The organism is Mesorhizobium sp. M1217 (genome assembly GCF_040318275.1).
Taxonomy (GTDB): Bacteria; Pseudomonadota; Alphaproteobacteria; order Rhizobiales; family Rhizobiaceae; genus Mesorhizobium.
This window is the reverse complement of the sequence record NZ_JAMYMA010000002.1, coordinates 331,504-345,160: the sequence shown is the minus strand read 5'-3', so window position 1 is coordinate 345,160 and position 13,657 is coordinate 331,504. Positions and strand designations below refer to the sequence as shown.

Sequence of the window (13,657 nt, the reverse complement as noted above, 5' to 3'; positions counted from 1 at the left end):
GCGCTCGCGAAAAGATCAAAAAACGTTCGGCGTATCGGCCAGCGGGGCGGCGTTGGCGATCATGCGGACGGGCCGTGCCTTGCCCGACTGGGCAGCGATGGCGCGCAGGCAGTCCAGGCTCTCGGCGCCCCAGGCCTGACCCTTGCAGGCAAAATCGATGTCCGGGATCGGCAGGCGCGCCGTCTTGGTCGTGGTCGTCGCGCCGTCGATGAGGTTGACCGGCGGGTTCAGCGAGGCGAAGGCCGGACCGACGGTCGGCGTGAACGCCATGCCGGCAAACGCGGCAGCGGCAAGCAGCAGGAACATCGCCATCGGGTGATCGCTGGCGCGCTGGCGCAGCGCCAGCTTCGGGCGCCGGTCGTTGCGCTGCGGACCCTGCAGGCGATGGTCGTTGTCGGTGATCTGGGTTTTCGTATGCATCGTCGTTTCCTTCGGTGTTCTTCTTTTCCCTGTTGAAACGAACTTAACCGCACCTTGTAACGGGCCAACGATGATGGATTAACGATTGTGTAACCGGCATGAAACCAGGCCCGCGGCCATTCCGGGGGCAAACCGATGATGCGTAGCTGGCCGCACCGGTGACATTCAGCGCTCGTTTTCCGCTATCCACGGCACCGGATCCACGTCGACTTTTCCGGTCCACGGAGGGCTGGGCGCTCAACAAGCGTAAGGGGATTAACGCCCGGAATTCCCGGGATTTTCCCGGCTTCGATCGTTCGAGCTCGGCTCTCAATTACCGATCGGTTTCGCGTCGGGAATTCGCCCTATTCTCGCAAGCTATTGCATTTCAACAGAAAATATGCTTGTATTGAACGGCCATTCAATAAATAAGAGCCTTTTATGAACCCGCATCTGCGTGACGTGGCAATCCCCAACGATTGGGATCGGCGGGGCCTGCCGGGCTGGAGCTATCATTCCGACGCCTTGCTCGAACTCGAGAAAGAGCACGTCTTCCGCAATCACTGGCAGATCGCCGGCCATGTCTGCGACCTGCCGAACGCCGGCGACTATCTGACGATGGATGTGGTCGGCGAGCGGGCGCTGATCGTGCGCGGCAAGGATGGCGTGGTGCGCGCCTTCAACAATATGTGCCGCCACCGCGGCAGTCGCGTCGTTGCCGATAGCCAAGGCACTTGCAAGAATGCGCTGGTCTGCCCCTTTCATGGCTGGGTCTACAATCTCGACGGCACGTTGCGCGGCGCTGCCCGCCCGCGGTCCTTCCCCGACCTCGACAAGACCGAATTCGGCCTGATGCCGCTCGAGCTCGAAATCTGGATGGGCTTCATCTTCATCCGCTTCCGCAAGGGTGGCCCGCAGCCATCCGTTGCCGAGTTGTTGAAGCCGATCGAAGCCGAGATTGCCCATTACGGCGTCGCCGAGATGGTGCCGTCCTGGGGCATCTGGACCCAAAAGACGCCGGTCAACTGGAAGTCGGTGCGCGACGTCGACAATGAAGGCTACCACGTCGCCATGGCGCATCCGGCGCTGCAGGATCTTTATGGCGCGACCTACTTCGACGAGCCGTTCGTCAACGGCGTGTCGCGCTCGTTCGCCACTTACAACCCGCATGCCGGACGGCGCTGGAGCGTCGCGCAATACATCAAGCTCGCACCCGAGGCGAAGCAACTGCCGGAGCACCTGCGCAAGGCCTGGATCTATTACGGCATCTTCCCGAACAACGCGCTGTCGATCATGCCGGAGTCGGTGCAGTTCTATCAGGAGTTCCCGCTGTCGACGGGTGAGACGCTGCTGCGCGGCGCCATCTACCGCTATCGCGACGAGAGCAGGGAGCAGGCGGCTGCCCGCTACCTATCCTACCGCATCGACCGCGACACGCTGGCCGAAGATGTACAGCTTTCGATATGGTCGAACGAATCCATGCTGTCAGAAGCCTTCGGAGGTTTTTACCTCTCCGATCTCGAATATGGCGTGCGCACCCACCACGACCATTTGCGCAAGCAAATTCCCGTGCTCGGATTGGAGACCGCGCCCGAGGAGAAGGATATGTGGGCGCTCAACGAGGCGCTCAGATCACGCTCCTGACGCATGCCACCTAAAACGTTAGCCCTGGTCCTCAAGCCCAGATGGCGACGGGAATGCCGAAACGATCGGCGAGCGGCGGATCCGGAAACGGCATTGCCTCGCCTCTGGCGATGCGGCCGGCAATCAGCATCATCGCCGCGGCATCGAGGAAATCGTCGGTGGCCGCGCCGCGCGGCGGCCTCTGGTCGAGAAAATGCTGGCCATAACCATGCCGGGCAAGCAGCGCCTTGCGTTCGGCCATGCCGGCCGGATTGATGTTGCCCTTGATCTTCTTCGGCAGACGCATCGCCCGGTCGCCGTTCAGTCTGCAGAAGGCAACTTCCGGATGCGATTCGAAGACGCGGCTGCGCAGTTCGGGCCGCGCGATCAGCAGCGAATCGATCTCACGGATCTTGGCAAAGATGCCGAAGGCCTGGATCGAGACACCGCGCGGCGGATCTGAGGTCGTCTTGGCCACGTCACTTGCCCTGCGATGTGCCGCGTACCAGGCTTCGACCGTGGTGAAGGCTTCGATCTCCGCGTAGAGCGCGGCGCGGGAGGGGATGGCAAAGACACTGGATTGCCGGGCGCCAAGAAATGGCCGCACCAGCGCCTCCGGACCGCGACCGCCTCTTTGCGAGAAATCGGGCAGGCCGATCGGCATATCGACCGCTACGATTGCATTGACGGGTAGCTGGTCGAGCAACGCCGCGAAGCTTGGGAAAACGGCTGTCGACGGTGCGGCACCGGAATCGCGGCGGACGGCTATCCAGCCGGTCTTGCAACCGTCGACGCCGACAAGCACAACATCCCTAGGCGCAACATCCTCGGGCACAACATCCCCAGGCACAACATGGTCGGGCGCAGCACCCTTGGGCGCATCATCCTGGGGCACGGCGTCTTCGGCCTGCGTCACGCCCGGCGATCCCGTCCCGGATGCAGGAGATGGCGAAGCTGCACCATCGCCATCGGGTGCGACAGGCTCTGGGCATCGGTCTCGAGCTGCAATTCGTCGCCGCCGCGCTTGGCGGTGCGCGCCAGGATCTCGTAGACCGCTGCCGTGGTCGATTGCAGCGCCTTGGCGGCCGTTTGGCCGGACAGGATGCGCGCCAGGTAGACGGCCGCCGTCAGGTCGCCGAGCCCATTCGGAGGCTTGTCGATTAGCCGGTGTTCTGCAAGCAGCGCCTCTCTGCCGTTGAGCAGCAAATTGCCGATGCCGCCGGCCATCATCGCCGGTGCCGAAGTGACCAGCATGGCCGGTGGGCCGGCTTGCAGGGCAGCAGCCATTGCCGATTTCAGGTCGGGCAGCGGCGCTCCGGCCATCCATTCCAGCTCGTAGCGGTTGGGCGTGGCGATATCGGCGATCGGCATCAGCCGGTCGCGCATGGCGATTGCGGTCGGCTCAGGTACGTAGAGGCCGCCCGAATCGCCCATCACCGGGTCGCAGATATAGAGGGCGTCCGGCGTCTTCGCCTTGACGGCGCCGACCAGCGAAGCGACGGCTTCGGCCTGGCCAGCCTCGCCGAGATAGCCGGACAGCACGGCGCCGACCTCGCCCAGCCACGGCGCGCGCTCGAGGTCGGTCATCAGCGCCTTGAACTGGTCCAGCGGCGGCACGATGCGGGTGGCCCGGCCGTGCCCCGGATGCCAGGGCAGAATGACGGTCGGCACCGCCCAAACCGGAAACCCCAGCGTCTCCAGCGCAAACACGGCGGCACGGTTGCCGACCGAGCCACGTGCGACATGGCTGGAGACGACGATGACCGCGCGCGGCGCGTCGGCTTTTTCGGCGCTCATTGATCTTTGTCCTAACCGCCCCTGGTGATGAAAAGCACGAGCCAGATCAACAGGCCGATGGCAATAAGCAAGCCTGCCGCCCGACCAATACGGGTGCCCCAATATTCGATCGGGTCCGATCGGTCGGCATCGGCCGCTGTGACGTGGTCTCGCGCGCCTCTGGCGGTTCGTGCGAGGAACGAGGTGCCGCCCGGGTCGGTCTCGCGCGCCACCCGTTCGATGATGCGGCGCGATTCCGCGTCGCTGTCGTGGCGTTTCGCCATGGTGATATCCCGTTTCATGCCGAGCTTAACCCGTTCGCCTCGTCTGTCACAGGGCCTGACGGCGAATGGTAGAAACCAGTAACGCTTCTCGGCCGAAGTCATTTTCTTGCGCAAGGATTGTGCTAATGCTTCGCGTGCCAATGCTATCGAGGGGACGTTATCATGCTTGTCCAGCGCCTTGCTTTACCGCCAATCTTCCGTAATTTAGCTGCGTTCCTGGTGATGGCCGTCATGCTGCCGCTGCTTGCCGGCTGCGGCTACAACACCATCCCGACGGCTGAGGAAAACGCCAAGGCCGCATGGAGCGAGGTGTTGAATCAATACCAGCGCCGCGCCGATCTCATCCCCAATCTGGTCAACACGGTCAAGGGCTATGCCGCGCACGAGAAGGACACGCTCGATGCCGTGGTCGAAGCGCGCGCCAAGGCGACGCAGGTGACCGTGACGCCGGACACGCTGAACAATCCGGAAGCCTTCAAGAAATTCCAGGACAGCCAGGCCGGCCTGACCAGCGCGCTGTCGCGCCTGCTGGCGGTGGTGGAGAACTATCCCGATCTCAAGGCCAACCAGAACTTTCTGGCGCTGCAAGCACAACTCGAAGGCACCGAGAACCGCATCACGGTCGCCCGCCGCGACTATATCCAGGCGGTGAGAGAGTACAATCTGACGCTGAGGACCTTCCCGTCGGTGATCTGGGCGACCTTGTGGTTCCGCGGCAACCAGCCGTTTGCGAATTTCACCATCGAGGAGGACAAGATGCAGCCGCCGAAGGTCGATTTCGGCACGCAGCAGGGCGGGTGAACGGCGCTTAGCGGGTCTGTTCCCGTTGGCCTTGTACTCCGTCCCACCCCCCTCTGTCCTGCCGGCCATCTCCCCACAGAGGGGGGTGGGAAGAAATGCCGGCCGGATTTTTTTTGGCTTCGTTCTAAGCTTTCTCCTCCTCCCTCTCACCGTTCTCGCGGCCGAATTGCCGGCGCTGACCGGACGGGTCGTCGACAATGCCGGCATCATCGATGCCGCGACCAAGGCGGCGCTGACGCAGAAGCTTGCCGATTTCGAGACCAAGGGTTCGGACCAGATCGTCGTTGCGACCATTCCCAGCCTCGACGGCGAGGAGATCGAGCCTTACGCCAACCGGTTGTTTCGCGCCTGGAAACTCGGCCAGGCGAAGGAGAACAACGGCGTGCTTTTGCTGGTGGCGCCGAACGACCGCAAGATGCGCATTGAGGTCGGCTATGGGCTTGAAGGCACGCTGACTGACCTGCACACCAAGTTGATCATCGAAAATGACATGGTGCCGGCCTTCCGTGCCGGCGATTTCTCCGGCGGCATCAGCAAGGCCCTCGACGACATGATCATGGTGCTGGAAGGCAATCCCGAAGAGCTGGAAGCGCGCGGCGAACGCAACCAGCAGCCGCCGTTCAACAGCGACGATCTGTTCTTCACCATCTTCATAGCCATCTGGGCAATCATCTTTTTCGGCGGCCTCGCAGCCTCCATCCTGCCGCCGATCTTCGGCCAGAAGATCGGTCCCGGCCGCTATCGCTGGCTGGGCATGACCTTCGAGCCGAGCCGGCGGTCGTCCGGCGGCTGGTCGGGAGGTTCCGGCGGGGGATGGTCGTCGGGTTCAAGCGGTGGCGGGTTTTCCGGCGGCGGCGGTTCGTCCGGCGGCGGCGGCTCCTCGGGAAGCTGGTGACGAGATGACAAGACACGCCGTCAGCCCGGTGGAATCCGGCCGTTTCATCAAAATGACCGGCATCGCACTGTTGGCCATAGCGGTGCTGCTGTTCGGCTTCGCGGCCTTCGCCGCCGAATTGCCGGCGCTGACCGGACGGGTCGTCGACAATGCCGGCATCATCGATGCCGCGACCGAGGTGGCGCTGACGCAGAAGCTTGCCGATTTCGAGACCAAGGGGTCCGACCAGATCGTCGTCGCGACCATTCCCAGCCTCGACGGCGAGGAGATCGAGCCTTACGCCAACCGGTTGTTTCGCGCCTGGAAACTCGGCCAGGCGAAGGAGAACAACGGCGTGCTGCTTCTGGTGGCGCCGAACGACCGCAAGATGCGCATCGAGGTCGGCTATGGGCTTGAAGGCACGCTGACCGACCTGCACACCAAGTTGATCATCGAAAACGACATGGTGCCGGCCTTCCGTGCCGGCGATTTCTCAGGCGGCATCAGCAAGGCCGTCGACGACATGATCATGGTGCTGGAAGGCAATCCCGAAGAGCTGGAGGCGCGCGGCAAGCGCAATCCGGCGAATGACAATCCTGTCGATCCCATCTTCATGCTGTTCATCATCCTGTGGGCGACGATGTTCTTCGGCGGCTTGGCAATGGCGTTCCTGCCGCCGATCTTCGGCACGAAACTGTCGCCGGGCGTGTACAAGTGGCTGGGCATGACGTTCCGCTACGGCCGCGGGCCAGGTTCGTCACCCTCCGGTGGCGGTGCCTGGACGTCGGGGACCTCGTCCGGCAGTGGCTGGTCGTCGGGAAGTTCAGGCAGTGGTTGGTCGTCAGGAAGTTCCGGCGGCGGGTTTTCCGGCGGCGGCGGTTCGTCCGGCGGCGGCGGTTCTTCAGGAAGCTGGTGAGACATCAATCATGGCAACACGACCGATCAGCCCCGAGGATCATGAGCGCATCGCCGATGCGATCCGCGCTGCCGAATCAAAGACCGACGGCGAGATCTACTGCGTCGTGGCGCATGCAAGCGACGGCTATTTCTTCCCGGCCGCCTTCATGGCGATGCTCGGCATGCTCGTCGTCAGCCTCGCCGTCGGTTACGGGCTGGAAGCCTGGTGGCTGTCGATCCGCTTGCCGCATTTCGTCATAGCCGAGCTTCTGGCGCTTGCCAGTGTGCTCATCCTGTTGTGGGCATTGCCCGCATTGCGCATCCATTTGGTGCCGAGGCGGCTGCGCTACCAGGCCGCCCACGCCAATGCGATGAAGCAGTTCCTCGCCCGCAACGTCCACCGCACCGCGGCGCGCACCGGCGTGCTGGTGTTCGTCTCGATCGCCGAGCGCTATGCTGAAGTGGTCGCCGACAGCGGCATCGATTCTCGTGTCGGCCAGCATGTCTGGGACGGTGTCGTCCGCGACCTTACGGCGCATGCCGGCGACGATCGGCTTGCCGACGGCTTCGTCAGGGCGGTCGAAGCGGTCGGTGCGGTACTGGCCGAGCATTTTCCGGTGTCGACCGGCGACAGCAACGAACTGGACGACCATCTGGTCGAGATTTGATCTCGCTAAAGGCGGTTTTGCAGCGTCTCAAGGACGCACCGTTCGGCTGTGCGAAAGCATCGCAGTGGCTGACCGGACTCTTGCAATCGGGCGCCGCGGGTTTATGGTTAACCAATCATGAATACGCTGAGCATCGACATCAGGAAAGCCGAGCCGCGCGATGCAGCCGCCATTGCCGACGTGCATCTCGAGGCCTGGCGCGGCGCCTATTCGGGCATCATCCCACACCGCACTCTGACATCGATGATCAACCGCCGCGGTGCCGACTGGTGGGCGAATGCCATTCGCCGCGCCGCCACCGTCCTGGTCGTCGAAATCGGCGGCAAAATTGCCGGCTACGCGACGATCGGCAAGAACCGTGCCCGCGAACTCAGGCAGCAGGGCGAGATCTACGAGCTTTACCTGCGGCCGGAATATCAAGGCATCGGGCTCGGCAGCCGGCTGTTCTCGGCGGCACGGGCACGGCTGGCCGACCATGGCTTGAAGGGCATGGTCGTGTGGGCGCTGGAAGACAATCAGAACGCACTTGCCTTCTATGCCGGCGCCGGCGGTCGCGATGTGGCCGAGGGCGTCGAGATATTCGAGCAGAAGGCGCTGAAGAAGGTCGCTTTCGTCTGGGAATGACGGCCAGCGCATGATCCGACCGGTTTCGGTTCGGACGATCCCCCAGTACCATTCGCCGCATTGCACCATTCGCCGTCGCCCGCTATCGATCTTCAATCGAGAGAGGGATAAAGCGATGCGTATCGAAGCGATTGCCAGCGGAAAGAACCCGCCCGAGGACGTCAACGTCATTATCGAGGTGCCGATCGGCGGTGAGCCGATCAAGTACGAGATGGACAAGGAGGCCGGCACGCTGTTCGTCGACCGCTTCCTGCACACGTCGATGCGCTATCCCGGCAATTACGGTTTCGTACCGCACACGCTGTCGGGCGACGGCGACCCGATCGACGTGCTGGTCTGCAACACACGCGCGCTGGTGCCGGGCTGCGTCATCAATGTGCGGCCGATCGGCGTGCTGGTGATGGAGGACAATGCCGGCCAGGACGAGAAGGTCATCGCGGTTCCTTCGCCCAAGCTGACCTTGCGCTATGAGGACGTTCACGAATACACGCAGCTGCCTGATATCACCCGCCAGCAGGTGCAGCACTTTTTCGAGCACTACAAGGATCTCGAACCCGGCAAATGGGTCAAGATCGAGGGCTGGTACGATGCCGCCTATGCCAAGAAGATGATCGTCGAGGCAATCGAGCGGGCCAAGCGCAAGTAATTAACGGGCGCAAATCGTCAGTTGTCGACGCGGCCGAAATCGGGCGTGTTGCCGATCACCACACGCTTGTCCTTGCCGCAGGCGAAGGTGCGTGCCTTCTCGTCGGCAAGCTTGCGCGCCTGATCGTTGGCGGCGGGATTGCCGGTGGCGAGCACAAGAGCGATCGTGCAGCCTTCGTGGGCGCCAGGCTGGGCAACCTTGGCGACGATCAGCACTTCCGTCGACTTGTTCTCGCCCTCGCTATCGCTGATCGAGCGACGATGGATGACTGCGAAAGGAACGGCCATATCGCCCTTGGTTTCGATACGCCACTCGACTTTGGGTCCAGCCGAGTTGAGGCCGGAAAAGCTTTCCCAGACCGTGGTCATGTCGCCAGGTGGAAACCCGTAGAACAGAGATTCCCGCGCGTCGTCGTAGGAAACCATCACCGGGTAGCCGCCATAGCCCGAACAGGCGAGGTCGGCCCAGTCGCCGTCGCCTTCCTCCGCCTGGGCATAAGTCACGCAGTCCTTCTCCCAGACGAGATCGGTATAGACGCTGGATATGTCGCCAGCCCGAGCCGCCTGGCAGAAACCGGCGAGGACAAGCGGGATCAAAAGAGCGCGCATGGCGGACAACTCCGTTCGGGCTGCCGCAGCGTACCGTCAAATTCAGCAGCAGCCTAGACGAAGTCAGGCTGCTCACAGTGACCTGGTAAACGGAACGCTATTTCCTCAAGCTTGCCTCGATCAGAAGATCGGCGTTGCGGGCCACCGACTGCGCCGGTCCGCCGGCACCGAACAACTGGCCGCTGATATAGGCGCCCTCGATCAGGAGCAGCAGCCCGTCACCCAGCGTGTCGGCGTCGCCGGCGCCCATCGCCGCCGCCATGGCACGCAGGCGCCGGCGCAATTCCTGCTTGTTGGCCTCGCTCACGACGCGGGCCGGATGGCCGTGTTCGGGATATTCGACCGCGGCATTGGTCATGCCGCAGCCGCGATAGTCGGGCCTTTGCGTGCGCTTGCCGACACGCGTCAGGAAGGCGACGATCTGCGCGCGCGGATCGCCGGGATGGGCATTCACCGCCTCGTCGAAGCGCTCCCAGAATTCGAGGTCATAGTGCCGAAGATAGGATGCGGCCAACTCATCCTTGGACGGAAAGCTGCGGTAGAGGCTTGGCTTGGTGACGCCGGCACGCCGTACGATCTCGTCGACGCCGATCGCCCTGATGCCTTGCCGGTAGAACAGGTCGCGCGCCACCTGGAGAATCCGTTCGGCGGCGCGAGGCACCGGTGCGCCATTCTCCTTGATCGTTGGTTCAATGCTTTTCATGTCTGGTTTGCCGATTGCCTGGTTGACAATGTTACCGGTCGGTACGTATGTTCCGCACACCTGAAACGTACCGGTCAGTAACATGATAGCTCAATCCCGCCCGTTTGGCCAGCGCTACGCTTTCGTCGTGGTCGCCGTCATCTTCCTCTGCCTGCTGATCGCCGCGGGCCTGCGTTCGGCACCGGCAGTCATGATGCTGCCGCTGGAGAATAGTTTCGGCTGGCGGCGCGACGTCGTCTCGCTGGCCGCGGCCACCGGCATCTTCCTCTATGGCCTGACCGGGCCGTTTGCCGCGGCGCTGATGGAGCGGATCGGGCTGCGCCGCACCTTGCTTGCCGCGCTCCTGTTGATGTCGGGATCGACTGCGCTCAGCCTACTAATGACCAAGCCGTGGCATCTGCTCCTCACCTGGGGCGTGTTTTCCGGCATCAGCTCGGGCGCCGTCGCCACCGTGCTCGGCGCGACCATCGTCAACCGCTGGTTCAAGACCAATCGCGGCCTGGTGATGGGACTGATGTCGGCGTCCAGCGCCACCGGGCTGCTGGTCTTCCTGCCGCTGCTCGCCTCGCTCGCCCAGTCGGGTGGCTGGAAGCCGGTCGCCATTGCCATTGCCGTGGCCACCGCCGCCTTGGTGCCGCTGGTTTACATGCTGGTGCCGGAGCGTCCGGCCGCGATTGGCATGGTGCGTTACGGTGCCGAGGCCGACGACGTGCCGCCGTCGCCGCCGGCCGCGCAAGGCAATTTCCTCGCGCATACGCTGAGCACGTTGCGCCGCGCCGCCGGTACGCGTGTGTTCTGGTACCTGTTCGCCACCTTCTTCGTTTGCGGCTTCACCACCAACGGGTTGGTCGGCACGCACCTGATCGCCTTTTGCGGCGATATGGGCATCGGCGAAGTGCAGGCCGCAGGCCTGCTCTCGATGATGGGCATCTTCGATCTTATTGGCACGACGCTGTCGGGCTGGCTCACCGACCGTTTCGACCCGCGCAAGCTGCTCGGCATCTATTACGGCATTCGCGGCCTGTCGCTGATCTATCTGCCCTATTCCGGCTTCTCGGCGACCAGCCTGATCATCTTCGCAGTATTTTACGGACTGGACTGGATCGCCACGGTGCCGCCGACGTTGCGGCTTTCCAACGAGGCGTTCGGCGACCGCAGCGGGCCGATCGTCTTCGGCTGGATCGTCGCCGGCCATCAAGTCGGCGCAGCGACAGCGGCCTTTTTCGGTGGCACTATGCGTGAGTTGCAGGGCAATTACGAGCTTGCCTTCCTGATCGCCGGCATGACGGCAATAGCCGCCGCCTGCATCTCGCTGCTGATCAACACCAGCCGCCCGGCGTTCGATCCTGAACCGCAGGCGGCATAGCTTCTCGTTGCAGGAGATGCCGTCGGCCAAATTGCCGATCTCCCCCCTCGTGGGGGAGATGCCCGGCAGGGCAGAGGGGGCGCGAAGGTTCGCCAGCCTCCGACTTTACGCAATGTTCTGCCCAAACTCCGCTGCTCCGTCTGATTTCTTTCTGATTTGTACATCGGCGGGACAGCGCCCCCCTCTGGCCTGCCGGCCATCTCCCCCGCAAGGGACCCGCAAGGGGGGAGATCAACAGCTTCGCCGCCGAGCGGTCCAGCCTTCCCGCTTGTTGATGTCAGAAAACCTTCATCGTTTCGAAATGTGCCTGAAACATTGAAGCTGGAGCTTGGCGGCGACGTTCAACGCCATCCAGGAGACAGCCATGAACAAGATTTCAATGACGCGGCGCGCTTTCGTCACGTCGGCCAGCGCCGTTGGCCTGGTCGGCGCCTCGGGTCTCGCCCTTCCCTATTACTCGCGCGCCAATCAGCGCCCGGCCTTCACCCATGGCATTCAGTCCGGCGATGTCGACGCGACCAGCGGCATGGTCTGGACGCGCACGGACCGGCCGTCGCGCGTCATGTTCGAAGTGTCGTCGACGGAAAATTTCGCCAATGCCGTCCGCCTGGCGCCGCTCGATACGTCGCCGGCCAGCGACTATACGGTGAAGCGGCTGCTTACCGATCTCGCCTCCGACCAGGACATTTTCTACCGCATGGTCGCGGCCGATCTTGCCGACATCAACGCCGTTTCGGAGCCGATCGTCGGCCGCTTCCGCACGGCACCTGCCTCGAAGCGCGACATTCGTTTCGCCTGGTCGGGCGACACCGCCGGCCAAGGCTGGGGCATCGACGAGACCGGCATGAAGACCTACGCCACGATCGCCAAGCACACGCCCGACTTCTTCCTGCATTCGGGCGATACGGTCTATGCCGATGGTGCGATGAAGGACGAGGTCGACCTGCCCAATGGCGACAAGTGGAAAAACACAGTGCTGATCGACGAAAAGCGCAAGGTTGCCGAGACGCTGGACGAATACCGGGCGCAGTGGAAATACAACATGATGGACAAGAACGTTCTTGCGCTCAGTGCCATCTGCCCGACTTTCTATCAGTGGGACGACCATGAGGTGCTTAACAACTGGTCGGACTCGAAGGACCTGACTGCCGACGACCGCTACACCGAAAAATCGATCCATGTGCTGGCGGCACGTGCTGCGCGCGCCTTCCACGAGATGACGACGATCCGCTACGAACTGTCGGAGCCGGGCCGCGTCTACCGCAAGATCGCTTATGGGCCGCTGCTCGATGTGTTCTTCCTCGACATGCGTTCCTACCGCGGCCCCAACGGCCCGGGTATGCAGGAGACGATGACGCCGCAATCGCGCATCCTCGGCGAACAGCAGATTAAGTGGTTGAAGCGTGAGCTGGCAAATTCCAACGCGACGTGGAAAATCATCGCCGCCGACATGCCGCTCGGCCTCGTGGTCTGGAATGACGGTACCAAGAAGGTCGGGGCCGAGGCAGTCAGCAATGGCGACAATGGCCCGGCCAAGGGGCGCGAGCTGGAAATTGCCGACCTTCTTCGCTATATAAAGAACGCGGGCATCAGCAATACCGTTTGGCTCACCGCAGACGTGCATTACACGGCCGCGCATTACTACAATCCGGACAAGGCGCAGTTCCGGGACTTCAATCCGTTCTGGGAATTCGTTTCGGGTCCGATCCATTCAGGCACGTTCGGACCGAATGGTTTTGACATGACCTTCGGCCCGGAGCTGAAGTTCATCAAGGCACCGACTGCCGAGCAGGGTCAGAACCTGCCGCCGTCGGCCGGCCTGCAGTTCTTCGGACTTGTCGATATCGATGGCGCTACAGAGCAGCTGACGGTGCGGCTGATGGATCGCGACGACAGCGAACTCTACAAGGTCACGCTCGATCCGGTGCGGTCGGCGTGAGCGACTGCACCATTATCCTCGGGCCAGCCCGAGGGTAGGACGTGTATCAATCGGGATAGCAGACGACGGGAATGTTGGGCCAGACGGCGCTGTCGCATCCGGCATTTTGCTGCCTTTGCTTGAAGGCGGCGCTGACTGGCCCGGTCACCACCGGGTCGACGCCATCGGGAGCATCGGCAAAAAGCTGCTCCGCCGACCGCTTGTCGGACGGCAGGGCAGTCCGCGTCTCCTTGAACGACGCGGCCGACTGCGCCGCGCCTGCCGCGAGGAGGACGGCGAGTGCGCTACATGCCAAAATCGGCCGGAATCTGCTGCCTGCGTCGATCATGAAATTCGAACTGCCCGGACCATGAAAGGTTCCGCCTTGGTTAATAATTCCACTTCACACCAAGACATTTAAGATTTGGTGACTTTATTTGGTGACTCGCCTCCTCTTTCGCAATTGCGAA

At 62.8% G+C, this 13,657-nt stretch carries 16 protein-coding genes; 9 read left to right on the top strand and 7 right to left on the bottom strand.

Going from position 1 to position 13,657, the window contains the following annotated elements; genetic code table 11:
* Nucleotides 1-15 precede the first annotated feature (15 nt).
* Nucleotides 16-420, bottom strand: a complete 405-nt coding sequence (locus NKH37_RS04390; protein ID WP_023721314.1) for a hypothetical protein — start codon at nucleotides 418-420, stop codon at nucleotides 16-18.
* Nucleotides 421-840: 420 nt separating this feature from the next.
* Between NKH37_RS04390 and NKH37_RS04385 the strand changes: the two genes are divergently transcribed.
* Entirely contained in the window at nucleotides 841-2,043 is a 1,203-nt protein-coding gene (locus tag NKH37_RS04385; protein WP_352480981.1) for an aromatic ring-hydroxylating oxygenase subunit alpha, read from the top strand.
* 31 nt (nucleotides 2,044-2,074) lie between these two features.
* Here NKH37_RS04385 and NKH37_RS04380 read toward each other — a convergent pair whose 3' ends face one another.
* The 3 genes from NKH37_RS04380 to NKH37_RS04370 all read right to left on the bottom strand — a co-directional run bounded on the left by NKH37_RS04380 (nucleotide 2,075) and on the right by NKH37_RS04370 (nucleotide 4,082).
* Nucleotides 2,075-2,827: a DUF429 domain-containing protein gene (locus NKH37_RS04380; protein ID WP_502895840.1), complete on the bottom strand. Its 753-nt coding sequence runs from the start codon at nucleotides 2,825-2,827 to the stop codon at nucleotides 2,075-2,077.
* 107 nt (nucleotides 2,828-2,934) lie between these two features.
* On the bottom strand, nucleotides 2,935-3,819 hold the full coding sequence (pdxY, locus tag NKH37_RS04375; protein WP_023721311.1) for a pyridoxal kinase PdxY: 885 nt from the start codon (nucleotides 3,817-3,819) through the stop codon (nucleotides 2,935-2,937).
* 11 nt (nucleotides 3,820-3,830) lie between these two features.
* Nucleotides 3,831-4,082, bottom strand: a complete 252-nt coding sequence (locus NKH37_RS04370; protein WP_023721310.1) for a hypothetical protein — start codon at nucleotides 4,080-4,082, stop codon at nucleotides 3,831-3,833.
* A 162-nt stretch (nucleotides 4,083-4,244) separates the two neighbouring features.
* On the opposite strand from NKH37_RS04370, the gene NKH37_RS04365 reads away from it, so the two are divergent.
* The 6 genes from NKH37_RS04365 to ppa all read left to right on the top strand — a co-directional run bounded on the left by NKH37_RS04365 (nucleotide 4,245) and on the right by ppa (nucleotide 8,592).
* Nucleotides 4,245-4,883, top strand: a complete 639-nt coding sequence (locus tag NKH37_RS04365; protein ID WP_353003978.1) for a LemA family protein — start codon at nucleotides 4,245-4,247, stop codon at nucleotides 4,881-4,883.
* A gap of 85 nt (nucleotides 4,884-4,968) precedes the next feature.
* Nucleotides 4,969-5,778, top strand: a complete 810-nt coding sequence (locus tag NKH37_RS04360) for a TPM domain-containing protein (protein ID WP_502895830.1) — start codon at nucleotides 4,969-4,971, stop codon at nucleotides 5,776-5,778.
* 52 nt (nucleotides 5,779-5,830) lie between these two features.
* Nucleotides 5,831-6,673 carry a TPM domain-containing protein gene (locus NKH37_RS04355; RefSeq protein ID WP_352494235.1) on the top strand — a complete coding sequence of 281 codons (843 nt, stop codon included), beginning with the start codon at nucleotides 5,831-5,833 and terminating at the stop codon, nucleotides 6,671-6,673.
* A 10-nt stretch (nucleotides 6,674-6,683) separates the two neighbouring features.
* Nucleotides 6,684-7,322 carry a TPM domain-containing protein gene (locus NKH37_RS04350; protein WP_352494107.1) on the top strand — a complete coding sequence of 213 codons (639 nt, stop codon included), beginning with the start codon at nucleotides 6,684-6,686 and terminating at the stop codon, nucleotides 7,320-7,322.
* 117 nt (nucleotides 7,323-7,439) lie between these two features.
* Complete coding sequence (locus NKH37_RS04345) at nucleotides 7,440-7,946, top strand: GNAT family N-acetyltransferase (RefSeq protein WP_023678138.1); 507 nt, start codon at nucleotides 7,440-7,442, stop codon at nucleotides 7,944-7,946.
* 115 nt (nucleotides 7,947-8,061) lie between these two features.
* On the top strand, nucleotides 8,062-8,592 hold the full coding sequence (ppa, locus tag NKH37_RS04340; protein ID WP_023721304.1) for an inorganic diphosphatase: 531 nt from the start codon (nucleotides 8,062-8,064) through the stop codon (nucleotides 8,590-8,592).
* A 17-nt stretch (nucleotides 8,593-8,609) separates the two neighbouring features.
* On the opposite strand, the gene NKH37_RS04335 is transcribed toward ppa, so the two are convergent.
* Nucleotides 8,610-9,200, bottom strand: a complete 591-nt coding sequence (locus NKH37_RS04335; protein WP_352494108.1) for a hypothetical protein — start codon at nucleotides 9,198-9,200, stop codon at nucleotides 8,610-8,612.
* 97 nt (nucleotides 9,201-9,297) lie between these two features.
* Nucleotides 9,298-9,903: a TetR/AcrR family transcriptional regulator gene (locus tag NKH37_RS04330; RefSeq protein WP_353003975.1), complete on the bottom strand. Its 606-nt coding sequence runs from the start codon at nucleotides 9,901-9,903 to the stop codon at nucleotides 9,298-9,300.
* An 82-nt stretch (nucleotides 9,904-9,985) separates the two neighbouring features.
* On the opposite strand from NKH37_RS04330, the gene NKH37_RS04325 reads away from it, so the two are divergent.
* On the top strand, nucleotides 9,986-11,269 hold the full coding sequence (locus NKH37_RS04325; RefSeq protein WP_352494109.1) for an MFS transporter: 1,284 nt from the start codon (nucleotides 9,986-9,988) through the stop codon (nucleotides 11,267-11,269).
* Between the two features lie 364 nt (nucleotides 11,270-11,633).
* Nucleotides 11,634-13,208 (top strand): alkaline phosphatase D family protein, encoded by a 1,575-nt coding sequence (locus tag NKH37_RS04320; RefSeq protein WP_353003974.1) that lies wholly within the window; start codon nucleotides 11,634-11,636, stop codon nucleotides 13,206-13,208.
* Nucleotides 13,209-13,254: 46 nt separating this feature from the next.
* On the opposite strand, the gene NKH37_RS04315 is transcribed toward NKH37_RS04320, so the two are convergent.
* Complete coding sequence (locus NKH37_RS04315; protein WP_353003973.1) at nucleotides 13,255-13,536, bottom strand: hypothetical protein; 282 nt, start codon at nucleotides 13,534-13,536, stop codon at nucleotides 13,255-13,257.
* Between the last annotated feature and the right edge of the window lie 121 nt (nucleotides 13,537-13,657).